Source organism: Nevskiales bacterium (genome assembly GCA_035574475.1).
GTDB lineage: Bacteria > Pseudomonadota > Gammaproteobacteria > Nevskiales > DATLYR01 > DATLYR01.
Genome location: DATLYR010000088.1, coordinates 1 through 18688 on the forward strand (window position 1 = coordinate 1; position 18688 = coordinate 18688).

Annotated in this window: 18 protein-coding genes; 14 read left to right on the top strand and 4 right to left on the bottom strand. The window is 67.4% G+C overall.

The window, feature by feature from the left end; genetic code table 11:
- A partial coding sequence (locus tag VNJ47_05080) for a YicC/YloC family endoribonuclease (protein ID HXG28205.1) occupies nucleotides 1-775 on the bottom strand: 775 nt, incomplete at its 3' end.
- A gap of 93 nt (nucleotides 776-868) precedes the next feature.
- On the opposite strand from VNJ47_05080, the gene rph reads away from it, so the two are divergent.
- Nucleotides 869-1597 (top strand): ribonuclease PH, encoded by a 729-nt coding sequence (gene rph / locus VNJ47_05085; GenBank protein HXG28206.1) that lies wholly within the window; start codon nucleotides 869-871, stop codon nucleotides 1595-1597.
- A gap of 2 nt (nucleotides 1598-1599) precedes the next feature.
- Complete coding sequence (gene rdgB / locus VNJ47_05090; GenBank protein ID HXG28207.1) at nucleotides 1600-2235, top strand: RdgB/HAM1 family non-canonical purine NTP pyrophosphatase; 636 nt, start codon at nucleotides 1600-1602, stop codon at nucleotides 2233-2235.
- Here rdgB and VNJ47_05095 read toward each other — a convergent pair.
- The gene (locus tag VNJ47_05095; protein HXG28208.1) at nucleotides 2225-2638 is read right to left on the bottom strand and encodes a hypothetical protein; all 414 of its coding nucleotides are present in this window, start codon (nucleotides 2636-2638) and stop codon (nucleotides 2225-2227) included. The genes rdgB and VNJ47_05095 overlap by 11 nt on opposite strands.
- A 296-nt stretch (nucleotides 2639-2934) precedes the next feature.
- Here VNJ47_05095 and hemW point away from each other — a divergent pair, with 296 nt between their 5' ends.
- The 5 genes from hemW to VNJ47_05120 all read left to right on the top strand — a co-directional run bounded on the left by hemW (nucleotide 2935) and on the right by VNJ47_05120 (nucleotide 8724).
- Nucleotides 2935-4125 carry a radical SAM family heme chaperone HemW gene (gene hemW, locus VNJ47_05100; protein HXG28209.1) on the top strand — a complete coding sequence of 397 codons (1191 nt, stop codon included), beginning with the start codon at nucleotides 2935-2937 and terminating at the stop codon, nucleotides 4123-4125.
- Nucleotides 4126-4212: 87 nt separating this feature from the next.
- Entirely contained in the window at nucleotides 4213-4419 is a 207-nt protein-coding gene (rpmE, locus tag VNJ47_05105) for a 50S ribosomal protein L31 (protein ID HXG28210.1), read from the top strand.
- A gap of 95 nt (nucleotides 4420-4514) precedes the next feature.
- A complete protein-coding gene (locus VNJ47_05110; protein HXG28211.1) occupies nucleotides 4515-5987 on the top strand; it encodes a M48 family metalloprotease in 1473 nt (490 codons plus the stop codon).
- Nucleotides 5988-6080: 93 nt separating this feature from the next.
- On the top strand, nucleotides 6081-7370 hold the full coding sequence (locus VNJ47_05115; protein ID HXG28212.1) for a malic enzyme-like NAD(P)-binding protein: 1290 nt from the start codon (nucleotides 6081-6083) through the stop codon (nucleotides 7368-7370).
- A 58-nt stretch (nucleotides 7371-7428) separates the two neighbouring features.
- The gene (locus tag VNJ47_05120; GenBank protein ID HXG28213.1) at nucleotides 7429-8724 is read left to right on the top strand and encodes a citrate synthase; all 1296 of its coding nucleotides are present in this window, start codon (nucleotides 7429-7431) and stop codon (nucleotides 8722-8724) included.
- 78 nt (nucleotides 8725-8802) lie between these two features.
- Here VNJ47_05120 and VNJ47_05125 read toward each other — a convergent pair whose 3' ends face one another.
- Together VNJ47_05125 and VNJ47_05130 are read right to left on the bottom strand one after the other, a co-directional pair.
- On the bottom strand, nucleotides 8803-9426 hold the full coding sequence (locus tag VNJ47_05125) for a hypothetical protein (GenBank protein ID HXG28214.1): 624 nt from the start codon (nucleotides 9424-9426) through the stop codon (nucleotides 8803-8805).
- An 81-nt stretch (nucleotides 9427-9507) separates the two neighbouring features.
- The gene (locus VNJ47_05130; GenBank protein ID HXG28215.1) at nucleotides 9508-11832 is read right to left on the bottom strand and encodes a penicillin-binding protein 1A; all 2325 of its coding nucleotides are present in this window, start codon (nucleotides 11830-11832) and stop codon (nucleotides 9508-9510) included.
- A 180-nt stretch (nucleotides 11833-12012) separates the two neighbouring features.
- Between VNJ47_05130 and VNJ47_05135 the strand changes: the two genes are divergently transcribed.
- The 7 genes from VNJ47_05135 to aroB all read left to right on the top strand — a co-directional run.
- On the top strand, nucleotides 12013-13101 hold the full coding sequence (locus tag VNJ47_05135; protein HXG28216.1) for a pilus assembly protein PilM: 1089 nt from the start codon (nucleotides 12013-12015) through the stop codon (nucleotides 13099-13101).
- Nucleotides 13101-13679, top strand: a complete 579-nt coding sequence (locus VNJ47_05140) for a PilN domain-containing protein (GenBank protein HXG28217.1) — start codon at nucleotides 13101-13103, stop codon at nucleotides 13677-13679. Before VNJ47_05135 ends, VNJ47_05140 begins: the two co-directional genes overlap by 1 nt.
- Nucleotides 13676-14320, top strand: a complete 645-nt coding sequence (locus VNJ47_05145; protein ID HXG28218.1) for a type 4a pilus biogenesis protein PilO — start codon at nucleotides 13676-13678, stop codon at nucleotides 14318-14320. Before VNJ47_05140 ends, VNJ47_05145 begins: the two co-directional genes overlap by 4 nt.
- Nucleotides 14317-14868, top strand: coding sequence for a pilus assembly protein PilP (locus tag VNJ47_05150; protein ID HXG28219.1), 552 nt, complete (start codon nucleotides 14317-14319; stop codon nucleotides 14866-14868). The genes VNJ47_05145 and VNJ47_05150 overlap by 4 nt, the downstream gene beginning before the upstream one ends.
- A 41-nt stretch (nucleotides 14869-14909) precedes the next feature.
- Nucleotides 14910-17021, top strand: a complete 2112-nt coding sequence (gene pilQ, locus VNJ47_05155; protein HXG28220.1) for a type IV pilus secretin PilQ — start codon at nucleotides 14910-14912, stop codon at nucleotides 17019-17021.
- Nucleotides 17022-17123: 102 nt separating this feature from the next.
- On the top strand, nucleotides 17124-17651 hold the full coding sequence (gene aroK, locus VNJ47_05160; protein HXG28221.1) for a shikimate kinase AroK: 528 nt from the start codon (nucleotides 17124-17126) through the stop codon (nucleotides 17649-17651).
- A 43-nt stretch (nucleotides 17652-17694) separates the two neighbouring features.
- Nucleotides 17695-18688 (top strand): 3-dehydroquinate synthase (aroB, locus tag VNJ47_05165; GenBank protein ID HXG28222.1); only part of this gene is annotated, 994 nt, incomplete at its 3' end.

Here is an 18688-nt window from a genome sequence, read left to right on the forward strand (position 1 = left end):
TGTTGGCCTCGCGGTTGAGCTCCTGCATGAGGAAATCCAGCCGCCGGCCGACGGCCTCCTTGCGCTTGAGGGTCTGCCGTACCTCGCTGATGTGGCTGTCCAGGCGCGAGAGTTCCTCGTCCACGTCCAGGCGCTGGGCCAGCAGGGCCAGTTCCTGTTCCAGCCGGCCGGGGTCGAATTCCGCGGCGCGGCCCAGGATTTCCGCCAGCCGCGCCTGCAGCTTGGTACGTGACTCCTCACGCACCGCCGGTAAGCGCGCGCGCACCCGGCCGACCAGCGCCGCCAGGCCGTCGAGGCGCTCGTTCATGAGCTGCGCCAGGCGCTCGCCCTCGCGCGCGCGCATCTCGGCCAGGCTCGCCAGCGTCTGGTCCAGCAGCTTCAGTGCCACCGGCGCCAGGGTTTCGATATCCAGCGCCTGCTCGCGCAGCACGCCGGGAAAACCCAGCACGCGCACCGGGTCAGGCGCCGTGGTTGGCCCGAAGGCGTCGCCGACGAGCTGCACCGCCGCCGCCAGTTCGCGCAGGCGGGCCGCATCGACCTCGATCCTGCCGGCCGCGCCGGCCTGCGTGCGCAGGCGCAGGTTGGCCTCGAGCTTGCCGCGGCCGACTTTCTCCGCCACCCGTGCGCGCACCTCGGGCTCGAGCTGGCGCAGCTCCTCCGGCAGGCGCAGGCTCAGGTCCAGGTAACGATGGTTGACGGAGCGCAGTTCCCAGGACAACTCGCCCCAGGGGCCTTGCGTGGTCTCGCGGGCGAAGCCCGTCATGCTGCGCAACATCGGGAATTCCGGCACGGGATCAGGCGCCCATTGTAGCGGCTCCGCCCGCAGCGGCGCTGTAGAATAGCCGCCCGATCCGGAGAACCCCCGCCCATGACCAGCTTCAAACGCCCCAGCGGCCGCGCGCCCGACGAGCTGCGCCCGGTCGTCATCGAGCGCGGCTTCACGCGGCACGCCGAAGGCTCGGTGCTGATCGCGTTCGGCGATACGCGCGTGCTGTGCACCGCCAGCGTGGAGGCGCGCGTGCCGGGCTGGCTGCGCGATTCGGACCAGGGCTGGGTCACGGCCGAGTACGGCATGCTGCCGCGCGCGACGCACACGCGTGGCGACCGCGAGGCCGCACGCGGCCGCCAGGGCGGGCGCACACTGGAGATCCAGCGCCTGATCGGCCGCTCGCTGCGCGCGGTGCTGGACCTCAAGGCCCTGGGACAGCACACGATCACCGTGGATTGCGACGTGCTGCAGGCCGACGGCGGCACGCGCACCGCCGCGATCACCGGCGGCTATGTGGCGCTGGTGGACGCCGTGCATTACCTGCGGCGCAAGAAGCTGGTGAAAAAGAATCCCCTGTACGGCCAGGTGGCGGCGGTGTCGGTCGGCATCTACAACGGCCGGCCGGTGCTGGACCTGGACTACGCCGAGGACAGCGAAGCCGAGACCGACATGAACGTGGTCATGAACGAGGCCGGCGGCTTCATCGAGGTACAGGGCACCGCCGAGGGCCACGCCTTCCGCCGCGCCGAGATGGACCAGATGCTGGACCTGGCCCAGGCCGGCATCCGCCAGCTGATGGCGCTGCAGCGCGAGGCGCTGGAAGCCTGATCATGTCCCGGCGCGTGGTGCTGGCCACCGGCAATGCCGGCAAGCTCAAGGAAATCCGCGAGATGCTCGCCGGACTCGACCTCGAGGTGATCTCCCAGCGCGAGCTGGGTATTGCCGATGCCGAGGAAACCGGCCTGTCCTTCGTCGAGAACGCCATCCTCAAGGCGCGCCACGCGGCGGCGGCCGCGGGCCTGCCGGCCATCGCGGACGATTCCGGCATCGAGGTGGATGCGCTGGACGGCGCACCGGGGGTGTACTCGGCGCGTTACGCAGGGCCGCAGGCCAGCGACGCGGACAACAACCGCAAGCTGCTGGAGGCCCTGCGCGGCCTGCCGCCTTCCAGGCGCACGGCGCGTTTCCAGTGCCTGATGGTGTACCTGCGCCACGCGCGGGATCCGGTGCCGCTCATCTGCCAGGGCACCTGGGAAGGCCGCATCCTGGAAGCGCCGCGCGGCAGCAACGGCTTTGGCTACGACCCGCTGTTCTTCGTGCCCTCCGAGCGCTGCAGCTCCGCCGAGCTGCCGCCGGAGCGCAAGAACCTGCTCAGCCACCGTGGCCAGGCGCTCAGGAAGCTGCTGAGGGCGTTAAGCGCAGATATCAGCCGGAACCCAGAACAGCCATTCTCCCTCAATCCCTGAACCCGTCTTCAAACGTCTGGACAACAAAAATCGTACCCAGTACCAGCACCGCCAGACCCACACCCCCCATGCCCGCCAGGGCGGTCTTGCCGGTGCTGAGTCGGGTAATTTCCAGGTCTTCGATATCGTCCATTCGAACCGCGGCATTCGTGCCTCTGATCTCGTCTTCGGTCACTGAAGTGACCTCAAAAACGTGCCTGCTGCCATCCTTGGTTGTGACAGTCACCGAATCACCCTCTGCCACTCTGGATTTAAGCATGTGGGGAGAAGGTCGCGTGAGCTGGGTTGTAGTGCTGCAACCCAGCATGCTGAGCGCAACAAAAGCGATTACCAGTGCTCTGAGTGTTGGCATCTCGATGCGCCCTGCTGGAAGTTCAAGCGCGTACCGGCTGTTGACATGCAAGCCCGTTCCGCCATTGCTGTTTCTCGATCGTGGCGAGAAATTCAGCGATGTCCCTGGCCGTCACATTGTCGTGCGGTTCCTGGCCGAAACGCAGGTACAATCGAGTGAGCACAAAACCCGCGAGAACTGCAACAGCGGATAGCGCCAGTCGTGGCGCGACATATCGAGGCGTGTGCATGGACTCCCTCCCTGGAGTTGTATGGATGCGACGATCCCTGTCACGCCCCGATTGTAGTCGTTGATTTCCGAATCCGTCAAAGCGATCGAGTGATCCCCCCTCTTTCCGACACGTGCATATGCAGACCTCGATCCCCCTGTCACTCTACGTGCACCTGCCCTGGTGCGTGCGCAAGTGCCCCTACTGCGATTTCAATTCGCATGAGGCCAAGGGCGCGGTGCCGGAAGAGGCCTATGTGGACGCGCTGCTCGCCGACCTCGACCAGGACCTGCCGCGGGTCGCCGGTCGTGAACTCGTCAGCATTTTTTTCGGTGGTGGCACACCGAGCCTGTTTGCGCCCGCGGCCATCGGCCGCGTCATCGCCGCCGCCCGCGCGCGCCTGCCCTGCGCGCCGGACCTGGAGATCACGCTGGAGGCCAATCCCGGCACGGTCGAGCAGGCGCGCTTCGAGGGCTACCGTGCTGTGGGGGTGAACCGCCTGTCGCTCGGCATCCAGAGCTTCGACGACCGGCACCTGCAAGCGCTGGGTCGCATCCACGGCGCCGCCGAGGCCCGACGCGCCGCGGCGGCGGCACGCGCGGCCGGCTTCGACAACTTCAATCTCGACCTCATGTACGCACTGCCACAGCAGACGGTGCAGGAAGCCCGCGCCGATCTCGAGCAGGCGATCGCGCTCGAGCCGGCGCATATCTCTTACTACCAGCTGACGCTCGAGCCCAACACGCTGTTCCACCAGCGCCCGCCGCCGCTGCCGGACGAGGAGGCTGCCTGGACGATGCAGGAGCAGGGCGAAGCACTGCTCGCCGCGGCAGGCTATGCGCAGTACGAGGTCTCGGCCTATGCCCGGCCGGGCCGGCAATGCCGGCACAACCGCAACTACTGGCAGTTCGGCGACTACCTGGGCATCGGCGCCGGCGCGCACGGCAAGCTCACCGGGGCGGATGGCCGCATCTGGCGCACCGCCAAGCAGCGCCACCCGCGCGCCTTCCTGGACACGGCGGGCACGCCGGCCGGCCTGCAGCGCAACGAGCCGGTGCCCGCCCACGACCTGCCGCTGGAATTCCTGATGAACGCCCTGCGCCTGAACGAGGGCTTTGCGCCGGCGGATTACCCGGCGCGCACCGGGCTGGCGCTGGACAGCCTGCAGCCCGCACTGGATCGGGCGCTGGCGCGCGGCCTGGTGGAGCAGCGCGACGGACGGCTGCTGGCCTCAGCCCTGGGCCGGCGTCACCTGGACGGGCTGCTGGCCCTGTTCCTGCCGGAACAGCCGCGCAGCTCGCCGCTTGCCCGCCCGGCGGCCGTTCTTTAAACTACGCCCCCTTTCATGTGCTTCGCACAGGCACAGGCCCGCCTCCGCGGGCCTAACCCCACCAAGCAAGAAGGCAAGAGGTCCTGCATGAAGGCCGACGTCCACCCGCAGTACAGCGAAGTCAAGGTGACTTGCAGCTGCGGCAACAGCTTCACCACCCGCTCCACCCTGGGCCGGCCCGATCTGCACATCGAAGTCTGCTCGCAGTGTCACCCGTTCTACACCGGCAAGCAGAAGATCGTGGACACGGGCGGCCGCGTGGACAAGTTCCGCAAGCGCTACGCCAAGTCCTAAAGCCACTCCCCATCGGTACCCGCAACGGCCCGCCAGACGGGCCGTTGCCGTTTCCGGGCTGACGCAAACACGCGCCACGGTGGTCTAATACGGGTATGAACACCCCCCACCTCCTGCTCGGCGCGGCCGCCTTCACGGTCATGGGCGCAGTGGTCACCCTGGCGGCCGCCTGCGCCACCAATCCCGTCAGTGGCACGCCGGAAGTCGTGCTGATGAGCGAGGAGGACGAACTGCAGATCGGCCGGGAACTGGATCGCCGCATCCAGGCGCAGGAATCGATGCTGGAGAACGAGCGTCTCCAGCAATACGTGCAGCAGGTGGGCGAGCGCGTCGCCGCCGGCAGCCACCGCAGCGAGCTGATCTACCGCTTCCGCGTGATCGACCGCCCGCAGGTCAACGCCTTCGCCCTGCCCGGCGGCTATATCTATATCTACCGCGGCCTTTTGGCCTACATGAATTCCGAGGCCGAGCTGGCGGCGGTGCTGGGCCACGAGATCGGCCACGTCACCGCCCGGCATACGGTGCGCCAGCATCGCAACGCCACGCTGGCCTCGCTGCTGGTGCAGATCATCGCCGCCCGCTCCGGCACACCCTACGCCGGCGACATCGCCAACCTGCTCGGCGCCGCCTTCGTCGCCGGCTACGGCCGCGAGCTCGAGCTGGAAGCCGACGGCCTCGGCGCCGACTACCTGGCGCGCGCCGGCTACGAAGTCGATGCCATGCTGCGCGTGATCGACATCCTCAAGTACCAGGAGGAATACGCCAAATCCCGCGCCCAGGCCGAAGGCCGCAAGCCGGTGACCTATCACGGCGTGTTCGCCACCCACCCGAAGAACGATACGCGCCTGCAGGAAGTGGTGGCGGCCGCGCGCAAGGCGCGCGAAGTCCAGAACCCGCGCGTAGGCCGCGACGAGTTCCTGACGCAGATCGAGGGGATGACCTACGGCTTCAGCGAGAAGGAAGGCATCCCGCGCGGCAACCGCTTCTACCACCGGCGGCTCAACTTCAGCTTCGCCTATCCCGAGGGCTGGCTGATCGAGAACGAAACCGGCCGCGTGCTGGGCTATGCGCCGCAGGGCGCGGCCGAAATCCAGCTCACGGTCGAGGATCTCAACAAGCGCATCCCGCCGGGCGAGTTCGCGCGCGAGCGACTCAACATGGGCGACCTGCGCGAGGAGAAGACCTTCGAGGTCAACGGCCTGACCGCCTACAGCGCGCTGGCGCCGAAGGGCGTGTTCAACCGCTGGAACGCCCGGCTCGGCATCGTCTATCACGAGGGCCGCGCCTATGTGTTCTGGGGCGAACCCAAGGACGGCAAGGAGCCACCGGGCTTCGGCGAGCACTTCGACGCCACCCTGCGCAGCTTCCACCCGCTGCGGCCGGAGGAACTGGACGCGGCGCGCGAGTGGCGCATCCGGCTGGTCAAGGCGGACGGCAAGACCCGCTATCGCGAGCTGGCGCGGCAGTCTCCGCTGGGCGCCGACGCCGAAGCCCAGCTGCGCCTGCTCAACCAGCAATATCCCGAGGGCGAGCCGCAGGCCGGGCAGGTACTCAAGATCGTGTACTGAGACCGCGCAGTTCATTGGCATACGGGGGCGTACGGCCTATAATTCCGCCCCTGCGCAAGGGGGCGCCTCGCACCCACGCACGCGCCCGACCCCATGACCGAAGACATCGAAAAACAGGCCGCGCTCGACTATCACGCCAAGCCGCGGCCCGGCAAGCTCGGCATCGCCGTCACCAAGCCCTTCACCACCCAGGACGAGCTGTCGCTGGCCTATTCGCCGGGCGTCGCGGTGCCGGTCGAGGCGATCGCCGCCAATCCCGAGGACGCGTTCCGCTACACCTCCAAGGGCAACCTGGTGGCGGTGATCTCGGACGGCAGCGCCATCCTCGGGCTCGGCAACCTGGGCGCGCTCGCCTCCAAGCCCGTCATGGAAGGCAAGGCGGTGCTGTTCAAGAAGTTCGCCGACATCGACGTGTTCGACATCGAGGTCGCGACCCAGGACCCGGAGCGCTTCATCGAGACGGTGGTCAACATCGCGCCGACCTTCGGCGGCATCAACCTCGAGGACATCGCTGCGCCGCACTGCTTCCGGATCGAGCAGGCCCTGATCGAACGGCTGGACATCCCGGTCTTCCACGACGACCAGCACGGCACCGCAATCGTGCTGGCCGCCGGACTGCTCAACGCGCTGGAGCTGCAGCGCAAACACCTCGGCGAGGTGCGCATCGTCTGCGTCGGCGCCGGCGCCGCCGGCATCGCCTGCATGAACCTGCTGCTGGCGCTGGGCGCGCAGCGCCAGAATATCTTCCTGCTCGACCGCAAGGGCGTGATCCACGAAGGGCGTGAGGACCTCGACCGCCCGGGCAACGAGCTCAAGCGCCAGTTCGCCTGCCGCACGGATGCGCGCACGCTGGCCGATGCCCTGCGCGGCGCCGACGTGTTCATCGGCCTGTCCGGGCCGAACCTGGTCTCGCAGGACATGGTGAGGAGCATGGCGCCGCGGCCGATCGTGCTGCCGATGTCGAACCCCGACCCGGAGATCCTGCCGGAGCAGATCACCGCGGCCCGCAGCGATGCCATCATCGGCACCGGCCGCAGCGACTACCCGAACCAGGTCAACAACGTGCTCGGCTTCCCCTACATCTTCCGTGGCGCCCTCGATGTACGCGCGCGGCGCATCAACACCGCGATGCACCTGGCCGCGGTGGAGGCGCTGCGCGCGCTGGCCAAGCTGCCGGTGCCGAGCGCGGTGCTGGAGGCCTACGACCTCGAGAGCCTCGGCTTCGGGCCCGACTACATCATCCCGAAGCCGCTGGACCCGCGGCTGATCGAGGTCGTGCCGCCGGCGGTGGCGCGCGCGGCGATCGACACCGGCGTCGCGCGCGGCGCCTATCCGCGGCACTACCCGGCGCTGGACGCGCGCGCGGTCAAGACGGCAACATGAGCGGCCGGACCCGTCACGCTCGGATCCCCGGCCTCGCAGGCATCAGGAGAACAGCAGCATGAGCAGCAAGGGCTACACCCTGGGCAACCCGACCACGGGCGCGCAATCGGAACTGCCGGTGATCACCGGCACGCTGGGGCCCGCGGCCGTGGATGTCGGCAAGGTTTACGCACAGCAAGGCATCTTTACTTACGACCCAGGCTTCACCTCCACCTGCAGCTGCAACAGTGCCATCACCTACATCGACGGCGACCAGGGCATCCTGCTCTACCGCGGCTACCCGGTGGACCAGCTGGCGGAGAAGTCCAGCTTCATCGAGGTCGCCTACCTGATCCTGTACGGCGAGCTGCCGAACAAGGCGCAGCTGGAGGAGTTCGACACCGCCATCCGCCGGCACACGATGCTCAACGAGAACGTGCTGGGCTTCTTCAAGGGCTTCCACTACGACGCGCACCCCATGGCCATGCTGACCGGCCTGGTCGGCTCGATGTCGGCCTTCTACCACGACACCACCAACAACAAGAACCCGCAGCACCGCGAGATCTTCGCGCGGCGCATGATCGCCAAGATCCCGACCATCGCCGCGGCGGCCTACAAGCATTCGATGGGCCAGCCGTTCGTCTATCCGCGCAACGACCTCGACTACTGCTCCAACTTCCTGCGCATGATGTTCGCGGTGCCGGCCGAGGAATACGTGGTCAACCCGGTCGCGGCGCGGGCGCTGGACGTGCTGTTCATCCTGCACGCCGACCACGAGCAGAACGCCTCCACCTCCACGGTGCGCATGGCCGGTTCCACCGGCTGCAACCCCTACGCCGCCATGGCCGCCGGCATCGCCGCGCTGTGGGGCCCGGCGCACGGCGGCGCCAACGAGGCGGTGCTCAAGATGCTGGGCGAGATCGGCCGGCCGGAGAACGTGCCGGCCTTCGTCGCCAAGGTCAAGGACAAGAACAGCGGCGTGCGGCTGATGGGCTTCGGTCACCGCGTGTACAAGAACTTCGACCCGCGCGCCAGGATCATCCGCGAGCAATGCCACAAGGTGCTCAAGGCGCTCGGCGTCAGCGACCCGCTGCTGGAGCTGGCCATGCTGCTGGAGGAAGTCGCCCTGAAGGACGAGTATTTCGTCAGCCGCAAGCTCTACCCGAACGTGGACTTCTACTCCGGCATCATCTACAAGGCGCTCGGCATCCCGGTGAACATGTTCACGCCGATGTTCGCCATCGCGCGCACCGTCGGCTGGGCCGCGCACTGGATCGAGATGGTGGCCGATCCCAACATGCGCATCGCGCGCCCGCGGCAGATCTACGTCGGCGCCACCGAGCGCGATTACCTGCCAATAAGCAAGAGAAAGTAACCCCTGGGCTTTTCTCAGCTGGGCGGCCGGGATCTTGTTATTGAGGGTAGGCCCGCGGATGCGGGCCTATACCCATGACTAACCGAACAGCGCCGGTTCTTCCTCTTCCTGCAGCAGTTCCTCGACCTCGTGCAGCGCGGCGCGCTGCATGGGCAGCCCATCCACCGGGCTGCAGGGCGCCTGGCGCAACCCGTCCAGCGGGAACACCGCTGCCTCGAAGCCGACGCCGTCGGCGCTGAAACGGTACACCGGCTGGTAGCGGTATTCCTCGCCGCGCAGGCGGAAGCGTTTCTGATCCAGCCGGCACTCGATGCCACGCCCTTCCAGGTACAACTGCAGACTCTCGCCGTACTCGGTAAACAAGTGCAGCTGCACGTCGCTGTGCTCGGTGGCCGAACCGCTCAGCACCGGGCCCACCAGCCGCGGCTGGAAGGCCTCGAGCCGGCGCATGGCCGCGCAGGCGGCCTCACGCAGCCGCCGCAGGTGCGAGCGGTGCCGCGCGCCGCCAAACAGGCGCTGGCGGTGGCGCAGCGCAGACTCGATCTCGTCGTTGGCAGGCAGGTTGCGGAAATCACGCAGGCCACAGCGCTCGGCGGCCTTGTGCTTGGCGAGACGAAAGTCGGAGATGCCCTGCTCGCTGATGATGCGCGCCGCCTCCTCGGCCACGCGCTGGCGCAGGTCAGTGAAGTGGCGTCGGCTCATGGCGGCGATCCGGCGCGGCGCCCACCGATCGGGGCTGAGCGGACGTTAACAGGAAAGTTCGCGCCCTGCCAAGCCGCTGTCTCAGAACAGCTCGTCGACGCGGCCGCCACCGGACGCCGGCGCCAGATTGGGGCCTTCGCCGCTGGCGCTGCCGGCCCCCGGCACCCGGTCCTCGGGGAAGGTCTCGAAGATGGCCTCGTCGCTGGTGCTGCTGTCCTGCAGCCCGCTGCCGCGGTTGATGCGCACCGTCACCAGGCCGTCCGGACGCGGCAGCTCGGCCGGCGGGCTGTCCTTGAGCACCTCGCCCATGAAGCGGATCCACATGGGCAGCGCGGCGCGGCCGCCGGTTTCCTGCTTGCCCAGCGACTGCAGCTGGTCGAACCCGACCCAGCAGGTGGCGACCAGGTCGGCGTTGTAGCCGCTGAACCAGGCGTCGTTGACGTCGTTGGTGGTGCCGGTCTTGCCGGCCAGGTCGGTGCGGTTGAGCACCTTGGCGGCGGTGGCGGTGCCGCGCTCGATGACGTCGCGCATCATGCTGGTCATGAGGTAGGCCGTCTGCGGGCTGATCACGCGTGGCACCGGTGGTTCGGGGCAGTCGAGGCATACCACCTTGGGCTGCGCCTGGAACAGTACCTGGCCATCGGCGCCCTTGATCTGCTCGATGTAGTAGGGCTGGATCAGGAAACCGCCGTTCGCGAACACGGCGTAGGCGCGCGCCAACTCCAGCGGCGTGAGGGTGGCCGTGCCCAGCGACATCGACAGGTCGCGCGGGACCCGTTCGCGCGGCAGGCCGAAGCGCAGCGCGAAGGCGTGACCGTATTCGGGTCCGATCGCCATCAACAGACGAATCGTGACCAGGTTACGCGAATAAGTGAGCGCTTCGCGCAGACGCGTGGGCCCGTAGAACTTGCCGCTGTAGTTCTCCGGTCGCCAGGCTTCGGGCATGCCCGGCGCGTCGAACACCACCGGGGCGTCGTTGATGATGCTGGCCGGCGTGAAGCCTTTTTCCAGGGCTGCGGCATAGACCAGCGGCTTGAAGGCCGAGCCCGGCTGGCGCAGCGCCTGCACGGCGCGGTTGAACTTGCTGGCCTGGAAGTCGAAACCGCCGACCAGTGCCTCGAGCGAACCATCGCGCGGGTCCAGCGCCACCAGTGCACCCTGCACCCTTGGCCACTGCGACAGCTGCCACGGTGACTCTTCCTTGTCGCCGGCGATCACGCGCACGATGTCGCCGCGCTTCAAGCGGCGGCCCGTACCCGGCCCGGCCCAGGCATAGCCGGCACTGCCCAGCAGCACCTTGCCGCGGCCGCGCACGTGCAGCCTGACCGTATCGCCGGGTTCCAGGACCACGGCCGGCAGCAGGCCGGCCACCACACGGCGATCGGCCAGGGCCTCCTCCAGCGCTTGCTCATCTTCCTGCTTGTCCAGATCGAGGTGTCCCTCGGCGCCGCGGTAGCCGTGCCGGCGCTCGTACTCCAGCAGCGCTTCGCGCAGGGCCCGGTTGGCGGCCTGCTGGCGCGGGGTGGTGACGGTCGTGACCACGCTGTAGCCGTCGGTATAGGCGCGCTCGCCGAAGCGCGACACCATCTCGGCGCGCACCATTTCCGCAACGTAATCGGCCTCCACCAGGCTCGGGCCGCGCAGCCGGATCTGCACGCGGATCGGCTCCTGCAGCGCCTGCTCGAGCTCGGCCTTGTCGATGAAGCCGAGGTCGCGCATGCGGCGCAGCACGTAGTCACGCCGCAGGCGCGCGCGCTCGGGATCGGCGACGGGGTTGAAGCGGGATGGCGCCTTGGGCAGGCCGGCGATCATGGCCATCTGCGCCAGGCTGAGGTCCTTGACCTCGCGGCCGTAATAGATCTGGGCCGCCGCGCCGACGCCATAGGCGTGGTTGCCGAGGTAGATCTTGTTCAGGTACAGCTCGAGGATCTTCTCCTTGGTAAACTCGCGCTCGATCTTGGTCGCCAGCAGGATCTCCTTCAGCTTGCGCGTGTAGGTGCGCTCGCTGCCGAGGAAGAAGTTGCGCGCCAGCTGCATGGTGATGGTGCTGCCGCCCTGGGTTTTCTCCCCCGTCACCGCCAGGTTGAGCGCCGCGCGCAACAGGCCGCGGTAGTCGAAGCCCGGGTGGTGGAAAAACCGATCGTCCTCGGCGGCGAGGAAGGCCTGGATCAGGCGTTGCGGCAAATCCTGATAGGCCATCGGCGCGCGCCGCTCCGAGCCGTACTCGCCGATCATCACGCCGTCGCGCGTGTAGATGCGCAGCGGCACGTTGAGCTGCACCTGCTGCAGCTCAGCGGCGTCCGGCAGGAACGGACTGAACACCAGCGTGGCGCTGATCAGCGCGAGCCAGCCCAGTGCCAGCACGGCCAGGCACAACCCGCCGAGCCACAGGCCGATTTTGAGCATACGGGGCATGGTGCGCATTACGATATTTGAGCCTGCTGGCTAGCTTATCCGAACAGCTTCCTGCGTGGTATCAAATGCTTGGGCGCACAACTTACAGTTGCACGCTGAGCGTGTTTGTTATATGTAGGTGTTACAAGGGCGACTGTTGTCGTTCATCCGACAGGGGCACAGGGAGGAAAGATGCTGTCCCGCTTGGGGTTTGTACAGAACCTCTTCAAGAGCGACTCCGGCTCACTGCTGGGGCTCGACATCAGCACCAGCTCGGTCAAGCTGGTCGAGCTGAGCCGCAGCGGCGACGGCTATCGCCTGGACGCTTGCGCCTCCGAACCGCTGCCGCCCGGCGCGGTCAACGAAAAGCAGATCGCCGATCCGGATGCCGTCGGCAAGGCCATCCAGCGCGCCGTGGCCCGCAGCGGCAGCGGCACCCGCAACGCGGCGGTGGCCGTGGCCGGCTCCTCGGTCATCACCAAGATCATCAACCTGCCCAGCTCGCTCAGCGATGACGAGATGGAAGAACAGATCAAGATCGAGGCTGACCAGTATATTCCGTACCCGATCGACGAAGTCAATCTGGACTTCCAGGTGCTCCGCGCGCTGCCGAACGCCCCCGACACCGCCGAAGTGCTGCTCGCTGTGTGCCGCCGCGACACGGTGGAAGCGCGCGCCGCGGCGCTGGAAACCGCCGGCCTCAAACCCAAGGTGGTGGACATCGAGGCGCACGCGCTGCAGAACGCCTGCACGCTGCTCGAACACCAGATGCCGGACGGCGGCAAGGACAAGACCATCGCCCTGATCGACATCGGCTCCACCGGTACCGGCGTGCACATCCTGCATGACCGCGAACTGGTCTACAGCCGCGAGCAGCCCTTCGGCGGCAAGCAGCTGACCGACGAGATCGCGCGCCACTACGGCATGTCGTTCGACGAGGCCGAGAAGGCCAAGCGCAGCGGCGGGCTGCCGCAGGACTATGAAACCACGGTGCTGGCGCAATTTCTCGACGACGTGGCGGTGCAGATCGAACGCTCGCTGCAGTTCTTCTTCGCATCGATGCCGCGCTTTTCCTCCATCGACCAGATCCTGCTGGCGGGCGGCAGCGCCGGTATCGCCGGCATCGACCAAACGGTGGCGCGCAAGCTGAACATCCCCAGCGTGGTGGCGCGGCCGTTCGAGCAGATGCGCACCGGCTGGCGCATCAAGCGCGCCCAGCTCGAGCAGGATGCGCCGGGCATGCTGATCGCGGCCGGCCTGGCGCTCAGGGCGTTCGACTGATGCTGATCAAGATCAATCTCCTCGACTGGCGCGCGGAGCTGCGCGAAAAGCGCAAGCGGCAATTCACGACCGCGATCGCGGGCGCCCTGGTCGCCTCGGTGGGCGTCGTACTGCTGGGCATGCTGTACATGAACCGCGCGATCGAAAACCAGCAGGAGCGCAACCGCATCCTCAGGGACGAGATCGCCCTGATCGAAAAGCAGATCAAGGAAATCGAAGAACTGGAAAAAATCCGCGCCAACCTGCTCGCGCGCATGCAGGTCATCGAACAGCTGCAGCAGAGCCGGGCGCAGATCGTGCACTACTTCGACGAGCTGGTGAACACGGTGCCGGAAGGCGTCTATCTGACCTCGGTCAAGCAGCAGGGCAACAGCACCAGCATCGACGGGGTGGCGGAGTCCAACAGCCGCGTCTCCGCCTACATGAAGAACCTGGACGCCTCGCCCTGGTTCGCCGACCCGCGGCTGCAGGTGATCAAGACGGGCGAGAGTGGCGGACGCCGGCTTGCCAACTTCAGTCTGCAGGTGACCGAGGTGAACCCCAACGCCACACCGTCGGAAGGCGGGGCCGCGCCATGAACGTCAATCTCGACCTGCAGCAGTACCTCGACCAGCTGCGCAAGCTGGACACCAACAATCCCGGGGCCTGGCCGCGCTGGGTCCAGGTCATGGCCATCGTCCTGCTGTGCGGCCTGGTGATCTTTCTCGGGTACCGCTTCATGATCCAGCCCAAGCGCCTGGAGCTCGACCAGGCGCGGCAGGAAGAAGCCCGGCTGCGGCAGGAATTCGAAGCCAAACAGCGCAAGGTGGCGGCGCTCGATGCCTACCGGGCCCAGCTGGAAGAAATGCAAAAATCCTTCGGCGCCATGCTGCGCCAGCTGCCCAACAAGAGCGAGGTCGCCAACCTGCTCAACGACATTTCCCAGACGCGCCTGGCGGCGGGCCTGGAGGAAGAGCTGTTCCAGCCCCAGGCGGAGGTCAACAAGGACTTCTACGCCGAGCTGCCGATCAGCATGCAGCTGGTCGGCGGGTATCACCAGATGGGCGCCTTCGCCAGCGGCATCGCCACGCTGCCGCGCATCGTCACGCTGAGCAACGTGCAGCTTGCCCCGATCGACGACGGCAAAAGAAGCGGCACCAGTCGGCTGCGCATGACCGTCACGGCCAAAACCTACCGATACCTGGACGCCGATGAACAGCCGGCGGGAGCGGGCCAATGACCCGCCGGCCTGCGGAACGCATCGCACCCCGGCGCTCGCGCAGCATCCTGCTCTGCGCCCTGCTGCTTGCAACCGCCTTGGGCGGTTGCGGCGGTGACCAGGACGATCTGCGCCAGTACATCGAAGAGGTCAAGGCGCGCAAGACCAAGGACATCGAGCCCATCCCGCAGATCAAGCCCTACGAAACCTTCCTGTACGCACCGGGCGCGCGGCGCGATCCCTTTGCCAATGCGCCCGCGCAGAAACCGCTGACCGGCGAGCTCGGCGCGCTGATCGACCCGCGCCGCAACCGCGAACCGCTCGAAGAGTTCCCGCTCGATTCGCTGCGGCTGGTCGGCACCTTGAAGATCCGCGACCAAAAGTATGCCCTGATCCGCGATCCCACCGGCGTGGTGCACCGGGTCACGACCGGCAACTATCTGGGCCAGAACTACGGCAAGATCACCGCCATCGCCGAAACCGAGATCAACCTGCGCGAGATCGTGCCGGATGGCTTCGGCGGCTATCTCGAGCGGCAGGCCACCATCACGGCGGGCGAGCAGCCATGAGCCGCCATCGACACTCGGCAGGCTCATAAGGAGCGAGCGACATGAACATCCACACCTTCAAGCATCTCGGGCTCGCATGCGGGCTTGCGGTCCTGGCGCTGGGCATTTGCGGCCAGGCCGCGGCTGCCGATCGCAGCCTCGACAACATCGAATACCAGGCCCTGCCCGGCCAGGGCGTGCTGCTGACGCTGACCCTGTCGGAGGCGGCGCCGGACCCGGTCGTGTTCACGGTGGACCAGCCGGCGCGGCTGGCCCTGGACCTGCCGGACACGCGGGTAGCGCTGGCCAACCGCTACAACCAGATCAACCTCGGCAGCACGCGCGCGGTGGCCGCGGCCGAAGCCAAGGATCGCAGTCGTGTAGTGGTCGAGCTGACCGAGCTCGTGCCCTACAGCGTGCGGGTGGACGGCAACAAGATCTATGTCCAGATCGGCGGCGCCGCCGACAGCCTGGCCACCGCACCGGCGGCCGACAGTGACGATACGGAGGTCTCGGCACGTCCGCCTGCTCGCCTGCAGGCGGCCGACAGCATCACGAAGGTGGATTTCCGCCGCGGCGAAAAGGGCCAGGCCCAGGTGGTGGTCGGTCTGTCCAACCCCGGTACGCCGGTCGATATCCGGCAGGAAGGCGGTCTGATCATCGCCGAGTTCCGCGGCACGCAGCTGCCCAGCGAGCTGCGTAAACGCCTCGACGTGCTTGACTTCGCCACGCCGGCCAAATTCATCGACGTCACCAGCAGCGGCAACACGGCGCGTATCGCCATCACGCCGGTGAGCGGCGCGGATTTCGAGCAGTCCGCCTACCAGGCCGGCAACGTCTTCACCATCGAACTGCAGCCGCTCAGCGCCGAGGAGCTGGCCCAGAAGCGTGAGCAGGAGCCCCGCTACACCGGCCCGCGCATCGGCCTGAACTTCCAGAAACAGGACGTGCGTACGATTCTGCAGATCCTAGCGGACGCGCTCGGCTTCAACCTGGTGATGGACGACAGCATCAAGGGCGACCTGGCCATGCGGCTGGACAACGTGCCGGCCGACCAGGCGCTCGACATCATCCTGCGCACCAAGGAGCTGGGCAAGATCCAGGAAGGCAACGTGATGCTGATCGAGCCGCTGGCCAAGATCAACAAGCGCCGCGAAGAAGCGCTCAAGGCGGCCAAGAGCCAGGAAACCCTGGCGCCGCTGACCTCCGAGATCGTGCAGATCAACTTCGCCAAGGCCGACGAGATCGCCACCCTGCTCAAATCCAAGGACACCGGCCTGCTCTCGGATCGCGGCCGCATCAGCGTGGATCCGCGTACCAACACCCTGCTGATCCAGGAAACCCGTGACCGGCTGGCCGAGATCCGCAAACTCATCGCACAACTGGATATCGCGGTCAGGCAGGTGCTGATCGAGTCGCGCATCGTGGTCGCCAACAAGGACTTCAGCCGCGACCTCGGTGCCCGCTTCGGCGTGTCACACCAGACCATTCGCGGCGATACGGCCGTCGGCATCGGCGGCAACCTCGGCGGCGCTGGCGCGGTTCGTGCGGGCGGTCCGGCCGCCGGCGCCGGCGCCCTCAACGTCAGCCTGCCGGTAGTCGGCGGGGGCTCGCTGGGTGTATCCATCCTCTCCGGGGACTACCTGGTGGAGGCCGAGTTGTCCGCACTGCAGTCGGAGAATCGCGGCGAGATCATCTCCACCCCGCGCGTGATCACCGCCAACGGCAAGGAAGCCACCATCGAGCAGGGTGTGGAAATCCCCTACCTGGAGTCCAGCTCCAGCGGCGCCACCACGGTGTCTTTCAAGAAGGCGGTGCTGAGTCTCAAAGCCACGCCGCAGATCACGCCCGACGGCCATATCCTGATGGACCTGGACATCACCAACGACACCCGCGGCGAGGACGTCGGCACCGGCTTCGGCGGCAGCATCCCCAGCATCGACACCCGCCAGATCAGCACCCAGGTGCTGGTCAACAACGGCGAAACCGTGGTGCTGGGCGGCGTCTTTACGGAGGAGAACAGCGACACGGTGACCAAGGTACCCGTGTTGGCCGACATCCCCCTGGTGGGAGCGCTGTTCCGGCAGAAGCTCAAGGTGGCCGACAAGAGCGAGTTGCTGATCTTCGTCACACCGAAGATTCTCAAGGAAGGTCTGCGGGTCGACGCCCGCTAGCAGCGGCCCGGTCTGCGGCCGGCCGTGCGCCGGCCGCAGTCATTTTCGGCCCGGCCACGGCATAATGGCGAGCACAAACCGATACAGCGATCGCCCAGAAAGATGGCCCAGAAATCCAATATCTTCCTGATCGGCCCGATGGGTGCCGGCAAGACCACGGTCGGCAAGCGCCTGGCCAAACTCAAGGGCATGCGCTTCAAGGATTCGGACCACGAGATCGAGCAGCGCACCGGCGTGGACATCGGCTTCATCTTCGAGAAAGAGGGCGAGGCCGGCTTCCGGCGCCGCGAGCGCGAGGTGATCGCCGAGCTGACCCAGGAGACGGGGCTGGTCCTGGCCACCGGCGGCGGTGCGGTACTGGATCCCGATAACCGCCGCGACCTGTCCGCGCGCGGCTTCGTAGTCTATCTCTGCACGCCGGTGGCGCAGCAGCTGGAGCGCACCCGCTACAGCAAGCACCGCCCGCTGCTGCAGGTCGAAGATCCGCGCCAGCGGCTGGAGGAACTGATGGCCCAGCGCGATCCTCTGTACCGTGAAACCGCCGACATGGTCATCAACACGGAAGGCCTGCAGGCGCCCCAGCTGGTGCAGCTGATCGACGAGCGCCTGGCGACGCTCTCGACCGAATAGCCGCCCTCGCACGGCGCCGCCGCCTTCCGGGATAATGGCGCCCATGGCCACCTTGACCGTCGAGCTGGGCGAGCGCAGCTATCCGATACACGTCGGGCCGGGGCTGCTGCCGCGAGCGGAGCTGTTCCAGCCCCATCTACGGGGCGGGCGCCCGTTCATTCTCACCAACGAAACCGTGGGCCCGCTCTACCTGGAGCCGTTGCGCCACGCGCTCGGCGGCCGCGACGTGGAGACCCTGGTGCTGCCGGACGGCGAAGCCCACAAAACGCTGGAGACCGCCGGCCGGATCTACGATGCCTTGCTGGCCGGCCGCCATGGCCGCGACAGCGTGCTGGTGGCGCTGGGTGGCGGCGTGATCGGCGACCTGGCCGGCTTCGTGGCCGCCACCTACCAGCGCGGCATCGGGTTCATCCAGGTGCCCACCACCCTGCTGGCGCAGGTGGATTCCTCGGTCGGCGGCAAGACCGGCGTCAACCACCCGCTGGGCAAGAACATGATCGGCGCCTTCCACCAGCCGCTGGCGGTGCTGGCCGACACCGACACCCTGCGCACACTCCCGGCGCGCGAGCTGTCCGCCGGACTCGCCGAGATCATCAAGTACGGCCTGCTGGGCGATGCGCCGTTCTTCGACTGGCTGGAGCTCCACATGAACCGGCTGCGCGCGCTCGAGCCGGATGCGCTGACCGAGGCCATCCGGCGATCCTGCGCCAACAAGGCGCGCATCGTGGCGCTGGACGAACGCGAGAGCGGGCCGCGCGCACTGCTGAACCTCGGTCATACCTTCGGACATGCCATCGAGACTGCGCTCGGTTACGGCAATTGGTTGCACGGCGAGGCGGTCGGCGCCGGCCTGTGCATGGCGGCCGACCTGTCCTGCCGGCTGGGCTGGCTGCCGGCCGCAGACCGCGACCGGGTCATCGCGCTGGTGGCGCGCGCAGGCCTGCCCACGCACCTGCCGGCGCAGCTGACGCCGGCCGACTTCCAGCGGCTGATGGCGCACGACAAGAAGGTGCAGGCCGGCCGGCTGCGGCTGGTGC